11 protein-coding genes and 2 pseudogenes are annotated in these 14902 nt (G+C 33.8%); all 13 read left to right on the top strand.

The window, feature by feature from the left end; translation table 11 throughout:
• Positions 1 to 15: 15 nt before the first annotated feature.
• The 13 genes and pseudogenes from QZV12_RS01585 to hisH all read left to right on the top strand — a co-directional run bounded on the left by QZV12_RS01585 (position 16) and on the right by hisH (position 14900).
• Positions 16 to 1581, top strand: a complete 1566-nt coding sequence (locus QZV12_RS01585; protein ID WP_295616151.1) for a hypothetical protein — start codon at positions 16 to 18, stop codon at positions 1579 to 1581.
• A 124-nt stretch (positions 1582 to 1705) separates the two neighbouring features.
• Positions 1706 to 2509, top strand: a complete 804-nt coding sequence (locus tag QZV12_RS01580) for a hypothetical protein (protein ID WP_295616148.1) — start codon at positions 1706 to 1708, stop codon at positions 2507 to 2509.
• A gap of 745 nt (positions 2510 to 3254) precedes the next feature.
• Positions 3255 to 3433: pseudogene (locus QZV12_RS01575) on the top strand (hypothetical protein).
• A gap of 9 nt (positions 3434 to 3442) precedes the next feature.
• The gene (locus tag QZV12_RS01570; RefSeq protein WP_012954984.1) at positions 3443 to 3622 is read left to right on the top strand and encodes a 30S ribosomal protein S27e; all 180 of its coding nucleotides are present in this window, start codon (positions 3443 to 3445) and stop codon (positions 3620 to 3622) included.
• Between the two features lie 178 nt (positions 3623 to 3800).
• A complete protein-coding gene (locus tag QZV12_RS01565) occupies positions 3801 to 4583 on the top strand; it encodes a translation initiation factor IF-2 subunit alpha (protein WP_295616143.1) in 783 nt (260 codons plus the stop codon).
• A 12-nt stretch (positions 4584 to 4595) separates the two neighbouring features.
• Positions 4596 to 4766 carry an RNA-protein complex protein Nop10 gene (locus tag QZV12_RS01560; RefSeq protein WP_295616140.1) on the top strand — a complete coding sequence of 57 codons (171 nt, stop codon included), beginning with the start codon at positions 4596 to 4598 and terminating at the stop codon, positions 4764 to 4766.
• A 142-nt stretch (positions 4767 to 4908) separates the two neighbouring features.
• The gene (locus QZV12_RS01555; protein ID WP_295616137.1) at positions 4909 to 5700 is read left to right on the top strand and encodes a proteasome assembly chaperone family protein; all 792 of its coding nucleotides are present in this window, start codon (positions 4909 to 4911) and stop codon (positions 5698 to 5700) included.
• 519 nt (positions 5701 to 6219) lie between these two features.
• The gene (locus tag QZV12_RS01550) at positions 6220 to 7164 is read left to right on the top strand and encodes a hypothetical protein (protein WP_295616134.1); all 945 of its coding nucleotides are present in this window, start codon (positions 6220 to 6222) and stop codon (positions 7162 to 7164) included.
• Positions 7125 to 7229, top strand: a pseudogene (locus QZV12_RS13615) (hypothetical protein); the annotation flags it as partial. The gene QZV12_RS01550 and the pseudogene QZV12_RS13615, both read left to right, overlap by 40 nt.
• Positions 7230 to 7259: 30 nt before the next feature.
• Complete coding sequence (locus tag QZV12_RS01545) at positions 7260 to 11339, top strand: hypothetical protein (RefSeq protein WP_295616131.1); 4080 nt, start codon at positions 7260 to 7262, stop codon at positions 11337 to 11339.
• A gap of 371 nt (positions 11340 to 11710) precedes the next feature.
• Positions 11711 to 12898: a redox-regulated ATPase YchF gene (locus QZV12_RS01540; protein ID WP_295616128.1), complete on the top strand. Its 1188-nt coding sequence runs from the start codon at positions 11711 to 11713 to the stop codon at positions 12896 to 12898.
• A gap of 119 nt (positions 12899 to 13017) precedes the next feature.
• Positions 13018 to 14133 (top strand): Ni-sirohydrochlorin a,c-diamide reductive cyclase catalytic subunit, encoded by a 1116-nt coding sequence (gene cfbD / locus QZV12_RS01535; RefSeq protein WP_295616348.1) that lies wholly within the window; start codon positions 13018 to 13020, stop codon positions 14131 to 14133.
• A gap of 173 nt (positions 14134 to 14306) precedes the next feature.
• A complete protein-coding gene (gene hisH, locus QZV12_RS01530) occupies positions 14307 to 14900 on the top strand; it encodes an imidazole glycerol phosphate synthase subunit HisH (RefSeq protein WP_295616125.1) in 594 nt (197 codons plus the stop codon).
• The last annotated feature ends 2 nt before the right edge of the window (positions 14901 to 14902 follow it).

Raw genomic sequence — 14902 nt, 5'->3', positions numbered from 1 at the left:
TTTTTTTCTATAATTATGCTTATTTTATCAGCAGGTGCTGTTTCATCTGCTGATGTGAATCAAATTGATGTAGTGGATTCATCGGAATTTGAAGATGAATCTTTAGATGTGGATGATTCCGGTTCTGATTTAAGTGGTTCTGGTTCTGAAAATGATGATGGTGAAATGCCAAAAATGGAACTTCCTAGGGATTATGATAAAAAATCAGATGATAATTCTTCTGATAACGGCTCTGATCGACAGGAAAATAAGGATACTGTTCCTGATGTAATCTGTGAAGCTAGTAATTTGGATGGTCTTAATTTATATGTGTCAGTTATGGATAACAGCGGTACAGATTCAGGAGAGGCTTTACGTGAAAGGGTAGCGGTTATGTATCAGACAGACATACCTAAGGTTCATTCCAACACTCTTGTTTTAAAGAATAACATTGAAACAATTGATAAAAAGCTTATAATCAAAATCACTAGTGGTAAGGATATCACTATTGATGGTCAAGGCAATACTATTGATTTGAAGGGAAGCAGCAAACATGACCATTACTTTGTAGTGAAATCAGGTAATATTATTTTTAAAAATATTAACTTCATCAACGGTTACAATAAGGATGGTGACAATGGAGGTGCAATATCCTTTGAAGGCAATGCCAAAGGTAGAATTGTCAACTGTACTTTCGAGAATTGTTGGGCTGAAGAACATGGTGGAGCTATAGCCGATAGGACTGGAAACAAATTGACTGTAATCAATTCTTCTTTCATTGGTAATTTTGCTGGTGACGATGGAGGTGCAATCCATTCTAAAGGCTCTTTGTATTTAGATGGTTGTACATTTGAAAACAACAATGCTAGTGATTGCAGTGGGGCTGTTGATGTTGAAGGTTCAACTGCTGAAATATGCAAATGTCATTTTATAAGGAATCATGCAAAAGATGATGGTGGAGCAATATGGATTAAAGGCAATTTAATTCTTAATAATTCCTATTTTATGGGCAATGTTGCAGAGGACTGTAGGGGGGCTGTTGATGTTGAAGGTTCAACTGCTGAAATATACCCTTGTGCTTTCTTCAACAATTCTGCAAATGATGATGGTGGAGCAATATGGGCCAATGGTAATCTAATTGTTAATAGTTCCTCTTTTATGGGGAATGTTGCAGATGATTCTGCTGGAACAATTTATGCTGGAAAAGATTTGAGTTTAATTAATTTCACTGTTTATCCAAATATTATCAAAGACGATAAGCCAATTGTAGGCAAAGGCAAGGTGAAGATAATTGATTCCAGCCTTCCAGGTAACCTTTATTGCCTTCAACTTTTAATTGACAGTGCCAAGGAAGGCTCAACTTTAAACCTAAATTCTAATTATGCAACTATCAAGGATAAGCTAATAATTATAATTAATAAATCTATAGTCATAGACGGCCATGGTCATACAATTGATTTAGCTGGAGATAGCAAGCATGATCATTATTTTAAAGTCACTGACGGATCAGTTACTTTTAAAAACATCAGATTCATCAATGGATTCAACAAGGATGATGATAAAGGAGGAGCAATCTTCTTTAAAAGCTTAAAAAAAATGTAACATAATCAACTGTACCTTTGAAAAATGCTTTGCAGAAAAGCAGGGTGGTGCAGTTTATTCCAATGGAGATTTATGCATATACAACTCTACATTCCTCTACAACCGTGCTAATTATGGAGGAGCAATGTATGATGGTAGTGTATACAACTGTACTTTCAAGAACAACTCCGCCTATTTGGATGGTGGCGCTATGTATGGTGGCGCTGCATACAACTCTACTTTCGACAGCAATATAACCAATTTTTATGATGGTAGGATTGGCGGTAATGGTGGAGCTATTTTTGGTGGTGATGCATACAACTGTACTTTCAAGAACAACATAGCCCATCGGGACGGTGGAGCTATTGATAAAGGTAATGCATTCAACTGTACTTTCAATGCTAATCGAGGATGCACTGATGGTGGAGCTATTCATAAGGGTAATGCATTCAACTGTACTTTCATCAGAAACTCCGCACAGTTTGGTGGAGGAATCGATGGTGGCAATGCATACAATTGTACTTTCATCAGCAACTCTGGATATGTTTGGGGTGGAGCAATGACTCATGGTGATGCTTACAATTGCACTTTCAAAAACAATGAAGGATACGATGCTGGAGCAATGAATGGTGGTACTGCATGGAATTGTACTTTCATAGGCAACAGGGCTCAGAATAATGGTGGTGGAATGAATGGTGGTACTGCATGCAATTGTACTTTCATCAACAACACATCCGTTTATTGTAGTTATGGTGGAGGAATCAGTTGTAGTAATGCATGCAATTGTACTTTCATCAACAATACTGCAATTTGGGGTGATGCAATGTATCAATCTAATGCACGCAACTGTACCTTTTTTTGTAATTTTAAATCAAAGGTTAAGGGCATGTTTGAATCTTCTTGTGATGATGATTGCCAATTTATTGATTTAGGGAATGATTCAAGTTAATTAACTACACATATGGAATCCCTGAGAGAATGATGACTGTTTTATTATGTAAATGCATTTCCTTGAAATATACTCTAGCAAGAGCTAAAGACCTAACTAATGATGGTTTTATTATGTAAGTGCATTACTGAGACTTTAGAAAACTTTGTTGATTTATTTTTTTGATTAAATCCAAATTAGATTTTATAGTTTATCAACAAAGTTTTTGAAAGAGTCCTATTATCTGGGACTGTAAAAAACTTTGTTGATTTTAGTTTTTATTCATAATATGAATTTGCATTTTAATACATTATCAACAAAGTTTTTGAAAGAGTCTCATCTCTAATTGCAAAAGGTTTATATATAGATAATAATCATATATAATTAATGTATCTATAATAATATGATATTTTCTTATTTTAAAATATTTTTTTAATTATTAGATTCTAAGATTTGCACTTGCTAAATCTTTTTTTATAGTTTTTAAAACTTTTTATCCTATTTAGCTAGGACTATGAATTTATGGTTTTTAAAACTTTTTATCCTACTTAGTTAGGACTATGAATATTTTTATAGGAAATGTAGATACTCTCATGCTTGTAGGAAACTGAAAAATGTTCTTATCAGTATGTTATAACTCATCCTCATGCTAAATGGAAACCTAAACAGTTCCAATTGGTTTGTTGTAATTAACTTATTATTTGAAAAATCTGTTAATTAAGTTCTAAAAGTCTTTTAACAGAGAAAATTATTAAAGGTGAAGAATATGAAAATGCCTAAAGAAAAAAGAACGTACTGTCCACACTGTAAAAAACACACTATGCACGAAGAGGTGGTAACAAGCCGGTTAAAAAATTAGATTTAAGATACAAATGTAAAGAATGTGGAAAATCCCACATCAGAAAATCTTTCAGAGTAGGAAAACCTGAGTGGATATCTAAATAGGTGATTTGTATGGCAAGTAATGGTAGAGGTAACTTTTTAAGAGTTAAATGTTTAGATTGTGATAACGAGCAAATCATTTTCGATCGTGCAGCTTCTGATGTAAAATGTATAATCTGCGGTAAAACCATCGTTAAATCCCGTGGTGGAAAAGCTAAAATCATGGCTCACATCGATGAAGTTTTAGATTAAGCTTAAAATTATTAATAATTGTTCTATTTTATTAAAGGTTGCTTTTGCAATCTTATAAAATTTCAATTATTATGTGATCTTAGAATAAAGGTAAGTAATTTATATTTTGATATGAGGTTTATGCTTGTATCACAGTTAATAATTATTTATCTAAACTATTTTTATTTCGGTGTTTTAATTGGTAAGAAAAAGTCAAGAATGGCCAGACGAAGGAGAACTTATTGTAGGAACTGTTTACAAGGTTCTTAACTATGGTGCATTTGCTAACTTAGAAGAATATGCAGGTAAAGAAGCTTTTATTCATATTTCTGAAGTTTCTTCTGGTTGGGTAAAGAATATTCGAGATCATGTAAGAGAAAATCAAAAGATTGTTGCTCGTGTTTTAAGAGTTAATCCTAAAAAAGGTCATGTAGACGCTTCTTTAAAAAGAATCAGAGAAGACCAAAGGACTAAAAAAATCCAGCAATGGAAAATTGAACAAAAGGCTGAAAAATTCTTAGAATTAGCTGCTAAATCTTTAGATAAAGACTTAGACACTGCTTATGATGAAGTGGGATATGAGATTATGGATATCTTTGGAGATATCTATGGTGCTTTCGAAAGTTCTGCTGAAGAAGGAGCAGAAACTCTTACTGAAGAGGGAATTAGTCAAGAATGGGCTGATGCTATAACTGAAGTTGCTGTTAAAAACATTCAATCACCTGAAGTCCACATCAGTGGATATGTAGACATTAAGAACTACAACCCAGATGGTGTAGAAGTTATTAAAAAGGCACTTATGGCAGCTGAAGCTGAAAATATTGAAGTTCAATGTGTTGGAGCTCCTCGTTACAGAATAACTGTAACTTCTACAGATTATTTGGTTGCTGAAAAGCAATTGAAGGAAGCAGCTGAAAAAGCTATTTCAATTGTAGAGGATGCAGATGGTACAGGAGAATTCTTACGTGAAATTGAAAACTAATTAGTGAATCAGATGAAAATGAAAATGAAGAAGTGTCCTGTTTGTAATATTTACACACTTAAAACTCAATGTCCAAAATGTGGGGGGCAATTGAAAGTGATTTACCCACCTAAATTTTCCGTTGAGGATAAGTATGGAAAATATCGTAGACAATTAAAAAAAGAGATGCTTAATAAGGAATAAGAGGTTTTTGATTATTCATGATGGAATAACATTAGATTAATGTTTGTTTTATCCTTTGTTTAGTCTAAACTATTTATTCTATTTTTTATTTTTTCTATTTTTATTATTATCTTATCATTAAAGGTTCTTAGGGGATGATCTTATGAGAACAACTCAATTTAAAGTATTAGAAGAAGTTAGTTTAAATAACCCTATATTTATAGAAGCACTTCCTGGAATTGGTCATGTTGGAAAATTAGCAATTGATCATGTAATTGATGAATTGGATGCCACTAAATTTGTAGAGATCTATTCTCCATTCTTCCCTCCACAAGTCCTTGTTGGAGAAGGGGGAGTTGTAGAAGATATGAAAAATGAAATGTACTACTTGAAATCTGCTGGTGCGGATGAAAGGGATTTCATATTTTTAGTAGGCAATTGTCAAGCTTTGGCACCTGAAGGTCAATACGAGCTTTGCGGTACTGTACTTGATTTTGTAGAATCATTAGGAGCTAAAGAGCTATTCACTTTAGGTGGTCTTGCTACCGGTCAACCATTAGAAGGTACAGACGGTCGTGTTTTAGCAGCTGCAACTGATGAGGAATCTATTGAAGTCCTTAAAGAGGCAGATATTGAACTCAGATCTTCTGATGGAGGTATTGTTGGTGCTTCTGGTTTATTCTTAGGTTTAGGTAGACTTAGGGGAATGAAAGGAATTTGTTTAATGGGCAAAACTCCTGGATATTTCATTGATGCTGAAGCAGCTGAAGCTATTTTGCAAAAATTAGCTATTTTAGTGAAACTTGAAGTTAGCACTGATGAGCTTGAAGCAAAAGCTGAAGAAGTTCGTGAAATGATTAGCCAAGCTCAACAAATGGAACAAGAAATGTTTTCAAGAGCTATGGGTCAACAGCCACCACAACAACCTCAAGATGACCTTAGATACATTGGGTAGGCTTTTAAAAAAAGTTTAATATTATTTTTAAATTTAATAGCTATTTAGCTATTTCTTTTTTTCTTATTTTTTTTTCAATATGCTTTTTGATTTTATTTTTGCACTATTTTTTTTTAAAATATTTAGGGCTTAATAAAACTTTATTTAAGTGATTTATAGCTAAAATAAACTGTTTTTTTATTATTTTTTTTGAAAATGTGGTTGTGTAGTTATTTTTTTTAGCTTTTAAGGATGTAAGTAAGTACTTGCACTCGAAATAGTTTATATATTCTCTTTTACATATATTAATTTATATGAAAATGATTATATTATGATTAATTAAAATGGCATATTGGATTTAATAATTAATTTATGTATGCTTATTATTGATTTTTTTAGTTCCCTAAAATAAGTTTTTTGGGTGTATGATGGGAACTTTAAAGAATTTAAACATTTTTTTTAGTTCCCTAAAATAAGTTTTTGTAGTGTATGATGGGAACTTTAAAGAATTTAAACATTTTTTTGTGGTAGTGAAAATATATGGAATTTAAAATTTCTTTTTTTATACTAATTCTTGTATTTTTATTAGGAATCAATTGTGTATGTGCTGCGGATAATGGTTCAAATGCAGAGTTGATTCCTAATGGAAATTTTGATTCATGTGATGTTGGCATTATTCATGATGGTCTTAATTCTGGTATTGGTTGTGATGATGGTGTTATGGCTAATGAAGAAGCTAAGATTGATGTTGTGCTTTTGAATGTTCGTGCTGATGAGAATATCTCAAGCTCAAATATGGGTATGGCTAACTTGGATTTGCAGTCTAATGATGCTGTGGTAAAGGATGAAGAAGAAAACAGTGCTGAATTAAATATTCAAGGTCCAAAGGTGGTAAATGGGACAGAATTAGTTATTCATGGTCCTAAGATTGGTGATTTTGATGTAATCTTTCATAGTCCTAAGCCTTTTTCTTTTGATGTCCTTCAAGGGGAGATAGATAAGGCTTCTTCAGGTTCTACATTGCATTTGTTTTTTGATTATAATGGGAATTATGGTTCTAGGATTCAGTTTAATAAGGATTTGACTATTGATGGTCATGGCCATACCTTGAATTGTTTAGGTGAAGGAGGATGCAGTGCATTCTATTCCAACAGCGGGAATATTGTATTGAAGAACCTTTGCATTATCAATGGCCATAACGATTACACTGATAAGGGCAGTGCAATATATATTACCGGTTCTGCTAAATACACTTTGATTAACTGCAGTTTCATTAATAATTGGGCTGATGATTATGGTGGTGCTATTTATAATGAGGCTGATAATGTTTTAACCCTTAAGGATTGTTTATTTAAAGGCAATGTTGCTGATGATGATAATGGTGGTGCGATTTTCTCAAAAGGAGGAATATGTGCTTTAAATACAAGCTTTGAAGGCAATAATGCATTGATGATGGTGGTGCAGTCTACTGTGAAGCTGCTTTAAACTTTACTGATTGTGGTTTTATTGGCAATGCGGCTCGTGGAAAAGGCGGTGCTGTTTACTGTTCAGGAACAATCGAAGCAAAGGGCTGCAGATTCTTGAGAAATCAGGTGGATGGAAGCTCATCTTTATATGATTTTAATGGTGCTGCAGTATATGCAAATGCTGACTTGTATGTTGATGGCTGTGAATTTGAGAGCAATTATGCTGATGATTGGGGCGGTGCAATTTATGCAAGAGGCAAACTTTACATAAACTATAATGATAATAGTGTATTGTGCCGTTTCATAAGCAATAAGGTTGATGATCATGATGGTGGTGCAATCTACTGTGAAGGTGATGCTATCATCAATTATGCTGAGTTTAATGACAATGTAGCTTGTGGAAAAGGAGGAGCTGTTTACAGTTCTGGAACAGTGAAAGCAAAGGGCTGCAGATTCTTAAAAAATCATGTGGATGGAAGCTCAAATCTCTGTGATTATAATGGCGGTGCGATATATGCAAATACTGATGTGTATGTTGATGGCAGTTTCTTTGAGAGCAATTATGCTGATGATTGTGGTGATGCAGTATTTGCTAAGGGCAGTGTTTACATCAATAATATCAGTGATGATTATCCATGTCGCTTCATAAGCAATAGTGTTGATGATGGTGATGGTGGTGCAATCTGTTGTGCTGGCTCATTATATTTGAATAATGGTTTGTTCATTTCTAATTCTGCTTTTAAGAAAGGCGGGGCGATTTGTTGTGATGGTGTTTTCACTTCCAAGGGCAGCTTGTTTGAAAAGAATACTGCACATGGCAGTCATTTTGGTATGGCTGCATATGGTGGTGCTGTATACTCTGGTAGTAATGCCTTTGTCTATAATTCTAGCTTTGAGGATAATGAGTGTATATTACATTTGCCTTCCGGTGGTGCTGTTTATGCAGTGAAAAACATTTATGTTAATATTGATCAAGATGTTACAAAGCCTTTTTACTCTTACTTTAGAGGTAATGTTGCAGCTAATGGCGGTGCATTGTACAGTGGGTCTGGTAGTGTTCGTTGTGTGAATAGTTTTTTTGAGTTGAATCATGGAGAGTTTTCCAGTGTCGTTTATGGGTCTGATGTAGATTTTCTTAATGTTGTTCATATGCATAATATTGGGCCTGAATTCAGTTCAGATGTTAATTTTAAAGATACTCATCTATCATTAAGTTATTTGAGAGAAGGTAAGGTTTTTGATGATTTGTCTAATGTGAGTTTGGATAAGGAGAACGTTAGCTTTTGGCTGGATAAGAGTGGTGATTTGAAGACTCTCTTTGATTTTATGGGGACTGGAAAAGCTAATTGGAAGTTTGTTAATGTTACTTTGGCTCCCTATACGGTTTTTGATGCAGGCTTTAGTGATTATCATAAGTTCTGTCTTCATTTAAATCATGTTAGCTTATGCATTAATGGTAATATGGGATCTGTAGTTAATGGTGCTGAGAATCAGTTTATCTATGTTGGAAGCACAGGCAGTCTTTCTTTGGTTAATGTTACTTTGCAGAATTTCCGTCATTGTGTTGTGAACAAGGGTACTGTTTATTGCATTGGCTCATATTTCTTTGATAATGACCCTCAGGATCATGACACTCCTAATGATGTGTATGAGGCTACTTCTGTTTCTGGTGGTGTTATTGCAAATTATGGTACTGCATGTTTTGATCATTGTGTGTTCCGGGAAAATCATGCCACCATGGAATCATATGAGAAGGATTTCAGTAAATGGTGGGAGTTTTGGGGTGGCATTTTATATGCTGGTCCAAAGTCTGTAAACATGTTTCATGATTGTGACTTTAAAGGGTCTGGAACCAGGTTTATTAAGGCTTGTGAGTATAGTATGACTGTCATTTATCATAGAGATGACCTTAGTGATATTTTTAGGGATTGCTATTTTGATCCAACTGCTTGCTTATGCAGTGTCTCTAGTGAGTTTAATGTGTCTAGTGTTTCTAGTGGGTCTAGTGTCTCTAGCCAATCTAATGGAAGTGAGGTTGTTTTTAATTGCAGTGATGTTGGTCAGCTTAAAAGTGTTCTTTATTTGCTAAATTCCTTGGTTCCTAATTGTCCGAGAGTTGTTGTTAATTTGCAGCCTGGCGTTTATGAGATTGAGAGTGATTGGCTCTGTGCTGATGGTTGTATTAGACCTTTGGATTGGAGGGATGAGTTTTATCATCCTACTGTTGATGTTCCTCATTACGGTATTCCGGATAGGATTGAGAGGTATGCTTTGGATGTAGGTGTTGTTCCTATTGTTATTAATGGTAATGGTGCTGAGATTAAGCTTGCCCACACTAATATTGATGACCATTTTGCATTTATTGGTTATGGTGGTTCTTTAACCTTGAATGGCCTTAGCTTATCTAATTTCAATGGTGTTTTCCATAATTACGGCACTTTAGTTTTGAATGATTGTTCTTTGTTGGATAATAAGTGTTTTGGTGGAGTGTTGTATGGTGTTGGAGCTTCCAATTATTTCATCAATTGCAGTTTCAGTGGCAATGGTGGTGCTTTAGATGTAAGCAATGGTTTTGTAAGGTTTGAATCTTGTAATTTCATTAATTGTGATGGCAAGTTTTTAGGTAAGGTTAGCAGGGCTATTGTTGAGGCTTGTTCTGATTTGAAGTCTTCCATTGATTTATGTAATGGATCATTCTTTTATAGGATTGGTTTTGATGGCGATAATAGCAGTTGCATGTCTTGTGAAGCTTATGAAGCATTGATAAGTAAAAATGATTATTTACCTACTCTTCTTGAGGATATTAGAGATTTCGAGCCTTCCAAATTGATTTTGAACATAAGCTGTGACTGTGATGTAGATTTGGTTAAATTAGCTTATGATGGTGATTTGCTTATTCTTGGAAACGGGCATAAGGTGAATTTCAATTTTGGCAATGCCATAAATATTGATAAAGGTTCTGTCACTTTTGCTGATTTGCTGTTTAGTAATTATAATCACATTGCTTTTAATGTTTCAAGTTCCTGTAGTTTTGTTGGCTGTAATTTCACTGACAATCTTGCCAAGTATCTTGTTGTGAATAAGGGCCTTTGCAGTTTTGCCAATTGTCTTTTTGAAGGCAATAGCAATAGCGGTTGTCTTGTTTATAATGAAGGCGGTTCATTAGTTATGTGCAATTCTACTTTCTTTAATGATTCCTATGGGGAATATGGTTTGATTTATAATTATAATGGTAGTTTTGCTGGCGTTAATTTGGCTTTTAATGGTGCTGGTGATGTTTCTGTTGCGAATTTTGAGACTGATGATTGTGGTCTTTTTAATTGTTCCGGTTGTAGTTTGGTAAACGATTATGAAAAGTATTCCGAATTAGAGAAGGTTCTTATTCGTACTGCTTTAATATGGTCTGCCGGTATTTTGTCTTTTGGATGCGGTTATCTTATTGCTGGTGCTGCAATTCCTTTGATTGGTTTAGGTGCTGTTGCTAGTGCTGCTATTGATGTTGTAGCAGTTAGTGCATTTGGTTTCGGTATCGGCGTAGGTTTCGGTTTTATTGATGATGCTGTTATTGGAGGCTCTGCTAGGGACCATAGTAATCGTTTTGATATTGTTGCCAGTTATGCTGCAGTTGGTGTGATTTGTGCTTGGGCTGGAGGAATATGTGGATTCCTATGGCCATTGGTTAATAAGGGGAATGATAAATCTGTTATTTCAAGAGATCAAGAAATTGAAATGGAGGAAAAAAGAAACCTTTTAATTGATGATGATGAAGCTTCTATTAAGGGAACTAGTAATAAGGGTGATGATGATGAAGCTTCTATTAAGGGAACTATTAATAATGGTGTTGATAAAAATGATCAAAATATAATCAAACCAGGAAATGAGAATATAAACATAAAATCAGAACAAACAGAAGAAATATCTGCAAATTCTGCTAAAATAGAACGTGAAGTAACATTTACCAACAATCTACGTTTTCGTTTAAGCAAAGAAGATTTAAATGAAATTAAAGATTATCTATTAGATCCAAATAACAAGGAAGTGGTTAAATTGGCTAAAGGCCAATCCTTTAATCTGGAAGTGAGTTATATAAGCTTTAAAGGTATATTTGGAAAGATGTATTTTGATGATAGGACCGTAGATGTAAGGTTAACTACTGATTGTGCAATTGATCGCATTATATCGACCAAACTGTAATGATTGCATCAAGATCATATCAAACACATACAATATTGTACCTGATTAGTGTAGATGATGTGTTGTTTTATAATCTATAGTGGGTTATATTTAGCAAAATATCCATCTACACTATAATATATTTTATATCTGATCTTATCAAACAGTTATTTTCTCTGCATTATATTATCTTCATATCATTTTTCTGTTTCATAATTATGAAACTATTTTTTAAATAATTTTTTATACTTTGTAAAATAGATATAATAAAGTATTATAATAATTAAAAGTTTATTTAAAATTCAAATAAACTAAATTTTAATCATTTAAAAATTACAAAAATTAATAAAAATTTAATTAAATTTACATTTATAATAATTAGGAATGATAATATGCTTCAAATTGCAGTTACTGGTAAACCAAATGTAGGAAAATCCTCATTTTTTAATTCAGCTACTGCATCTCAAGTGGAAATGGCAAACTATCCATTTACAACCATAGATGCAAATAAGGCTGTTGCCCATGTTTTAAGCGAATGCCCCTGTAAGGAAATGAATGTCACTTGCAATCCACACAACTCTCAATGCATTGACGGAACAAGATTGATTCCTATAGAATTGATAGATGTGGCAGGACTTGTTCCAGGTGCTCACGAAGGAAAGGGACTCGGAAACAAGTTCTTGGATGACTTGATGCAAGCTAAAGTTTTCATTCATGTAATCGATGCTTCAGGGTCTACTGATGCAGAAGGAAACCCTGTTGATCCTGGTTCACATGACCCATTGGAAGACATCGAATTTTTAGAGCATGAAATTGTCATGTGGATGTATGGAATCGTAAGCAAGAATTGGGTAAGGCTTATCCGTAAGGTTGAAGCTGAACATTTGGACATTTCAAAGGTCCTTTTTGACCAATTGTCTGGTACTGGAATTTTAATTGAAGATGTAATTGAAGCCTTAAGAACAGTCAGTCCTGATTACGGCAAATGGGAAGATGAAGACCTTATTGAATTTGTACGCAATCTCTTGAATATTGCAAAACCTTCCCTTGTCATTGCAAATAATGCAGATTTACCTGGAGCACATGAAAATATTGAAAGAATGCAGGAAAAGTATCCTCGTGTAATTCCAACATCTGCTGAATCCGAGCTTGCACTTATGAATGCTACTAGGGCAGGATTGATTTCCTACATTTCAGGAGACAGCAGTTTTGAAATCATAGATGAAAGCAAGTTAAATGCCAATCAGATTAAGGCTTTAGAATATATTCAAACAAATATTCTTGATGTTTATGGCAGCACTGGAATCCAAAAGGCATTGAATACTGCAGTATTTGATCTTTTAAACATGATTGTTGTTTATCCTGTAGGAGATGAGCATAAGCTAACAGACCAAAAGGGAAATGTGCTTCCAGATGCTTTCTTAGTTCCTAAAGGATCCACTCCACGTGAATTTGCATATATCATTCACACAGATATAGGTGACAAGTTTATGCATGCAGTTGATGCAAGAAAGAGCATGAGAATTGCAAGTGATTATGAACTTCAAGACAGAGATATTATTAAGATTGTAACTCATTAATTTATTAAAATAAATTGATATTTTTAAAATTCAGAGTTTATTTATTAATATTTTATTAATGTTTTTAAAATTCACAGTTTATTTAAAATTTGTTAATTATTATTAGGTGAATAAAAATGATGCATCCACGTCCAAGTCCAATTGCTGCTTCCTTATACACTTTAAGGGATTTAAATGCAGATGTAATCATCATGCATGGTCCTCATGGCTGTTGCTTTAGAACCGGCAGGCTTCTTGAAAGTGATGGAGTAAGGGTTGTTACAACAGCTATGGCTGAAAATGATTTTATATTGGGAGCTGCAGAAAAGCTTGAAGAAACCTTGCAAGAGACTTATGATACCTTTAATCCAAAATTGATAGGAATCGTAGGAACCTGTGCAAGTATGATTATTGGTGAAGACTTAAAAGAGCCAATTGAAAACCTTGGCCTTGATTGTGTTGTTTTGCCAGTGGAATCCCATGGTGGTTTCGGTGAAGGAGACAATACAGAAGGTGCTATTGCAGTGCTTAACGCTGCTGTTGAATATGATGTAATTCCTCAAGAAGAGGCAGACCGTCAAAATGAAATGCTAAGGCTTGCAACACATGTTGAAAAGACTCGTGGTATGGCTCAAGGCAAATACATCAAGCCTAATTTTGGAGACAATAAGGAAAAAGTTGCAAAAATCATTGTAAATGCGGTTAAAGAAGGTAAAAATGTTGCATTTGTATTGAATGCGAAAAAAGAAACTTCCTATCTCTTTGCAGATATTCTAAATTGTGACTTTTCAAGATTATTTGATGATTCTAATATAAATTCAAACAAGGATATTGAAAATCTTCATTTCATAGCTAATTTGGATGAAAACATAGGTCTTCCAAGAATAAGACAGCATGCAGTAAATATTACCAAAGAATTAAATGAAACTGGAATTGATATTGAATACATTACCGGAGGATTAGATGAATATCCAATCACTCCAAGAAAGGCAGAGGAATATCTTAAAGAAATCAATCCTGATTTGGTCATTGTTGCAGGTGTTCCACATGCATTGTATGTAGAGGAGCTTGACTGTGAAACCATTGCAGTTACAGACGGTCCAAGACTTGTTCAGCCACTTAATGAATTAGGCTACAGTCATGTGATAGCTGAATTAGATGCTCATTCTAAGACATTAGGTATAGATAGCATAGTTGATTCAGACTTTGGTATGATGATACGTTCAGTAATTGAATGGGAGCTAGAAGAAAATTAATGTTTATTTGATTATCTATCATTTTAATTAATCGTTATTTTAATTTAAATTATAGAATAATTTTTTCTAAAAATAGTTTAATATATTAAACTTAAAAACAATCTAATTTCAAATTGTAACTTATTAGATTAAACTTTAATAAAGGATTTAATTCAAATTTTGTAGGTAATTTTATGATTACAATTATTGATTATAAAAGTGGAAATCTTAGAAGCATTTCTAATAGCTTTAAAAAGATAGGCTCAAAGGCAATTATTACTGATGATCCTGCTGAAATAGCAAATGCAAAACATCTTGTTCTTCCAGGTGTAGGTGCTTTTGGGACTGCTATGGAAAACATTGAACCGTATAAGGATGTTATTTTTGAGCATATCGATGATGGAAAGCCATTTTTAGGTATCTGTTTAGGACTTCAGGTTCTTTTATCTTCAAGTGAAGAATCTCCCGGTGTAAAAGGACTCGATATCTTCAAAGGACATGTTGCAAAGATTCCTGAAGGTAGAAAAATACCTCATATGGGTTGGAATCAAATCAGACAAACAAAGAATTGTCCTATTTTAGATGGAGTAGATGGCAAGGACTTTTACTTTGTACATTCTTATCATGCAGTCCTTGATGATACTGAAAATCTATCTGCAACAGCGGATTATGGATTTGATGTAACTGCTGCAGTTTCAAAGGATAATGTATTTGCAACACAGTTCCACCCAGAAAAAAGTGGAGAGCCAGGTTTGAAAATACTTAAGAACTTTGTAAGTTTAGAATAATT

This window comes from uncultured Methanobrevibacter sp. (assembly GCF_902769175.1).
Classification (GTDB): domain Archaea; phylum Methanobacteriota; class Methanobacteria; order Methanobacteriales; family Methanobacteriaceae; genus Methanobrevibacter.
The sequence above is the reverse complement of the archived record's forward strand: the minus strand, read 5'-3'. Positions and strand labels throughout refer to the sequence as shown.